The sequence below is a fragment of the Saccharothrix coeruleofusca genome (assembly GCF_014648515.1).
Classification (GTDB): Bacteria; Actinomycetota; Actinomycetes; order Mycobacteriales; family Pseudonocardiaceae; genus Actinosynnema; species Actinosynnema coeruleofuscum.
Map to the genome: position 1 here is coordinate 314 of NZ_BMRG01000052.1, position 1,218 is coordinate 1,531.

1 protein-coding gene is annotated in these 1,218 nt (G+C 71.1%); it reads right to left on the reverse strand.

Annotation, left to right across the window (positions count from 1 at the left end):
* Positions 1-1,218 (reverse strand): beta-ketoacyl synthase N-terminal-like domain-containing protein (locus IEZ00_RS35995; protein WP_229796451.1); only part of this gene is annotated, 1,218 nt, incomplete at both ends.

A 1,218-nucleotide genomic window follows, 5' to 3' on the forward strand; every position in this document is an offset into this window, starting at 1 on the left:
AGTGGCCAACGAGTACGCAAGATCGACCAACGCCACATCCGGCCGCTCCACCACAAACGACCGCAACCGAGCAGCCTGACCACCCAACGCACCCAACCCACGAGCCGACAACACGAACGGCAGCACAGGCGATGCGAGCGTCGGCGTCGGCCGCTGGGCCGCCGTCGGTGGTTCGTCCGGTGGTTGCTGCAGGATGACGTGCGCGTTCGTCCCGCTGATCCCGAACGAGGACACCCCCGCTCGCCGGGGCCGGTCCGCGTCCGGCCACTCCCGCGCCTGGCTCAACAGCGCCACCCCGCCGGAAGACCAGTCCACCTCGGTCGAGGGTTCCTCAGCGAACAGGGTCTTCGGCAGCAACCGGTGCCGCATGGCCATCACCATCTTGATGACCCCGGCGACGCCGGCCGCCGCCTGCGCGTGTCCGATGTTCGACTTCACCGATCCGAGCCACAGGGGCGCGCCGTCGGTGTGCTCTCGACCGTAGGTCGCCAGCAGCGCCTGTGCTTCGATCGGGTCGCCGAGTCGCGTGCCCGTGCCGTGCCCTTCCACCACGTCGACGTCGGCGGCGGTCAGCCCCGCGTTGGCCAACGCCTGACGGATCACCCGCTGCTGCGAGGGGCCGTTGGGGGCCGTCAGCCCGTTCGAGGCCCCGTCCTGGTTGACGGCCGAACCGGCGAGCACCGCGAGCACCTCGTGCCCGTTGCGCCGCGCGTCGGACAACCGTTCCAGCACCAGCAATCCCACGCCCTCGGACCACCCCGTGCCGTCCGCGCCCGCGCCGAACGACCGGCACCGGCCGTCCGAGGACAACCCGCGCTGCCGCGCGAACTCCGTGAGGATCATGGGGGTACCCATGACCGCGACCCCGCCCGCCAACGCGAGCGAGCACTCGCCCGACCGCAGTGCCTGCGCCGCCAAGTGCAGTGCCACCAGCGACGACGAGCACGCGGTGTCCACCGTCATCGCGGGGCCTTCGAATCCAAACTGGTACGCGATCCGCCCGGACAGGACCCCTGGCGTGGTACCGGTGAGGAGGTATCCGTCCGCGTCGGTTCGCACCGCGCCGTATCCGTGCGGTGTCGCTCCCACCAGCACGCCGGTCCGGGTGCCGCGCAGCGAGTCCGCGTCGATGCCCGCGCGTTCGAAGGCCTCCCAGGCCACCTCCAACAACAACCGCTGCTGCGGGTCCATCGCCGTCGCCTCACGAGGCGAGATCCC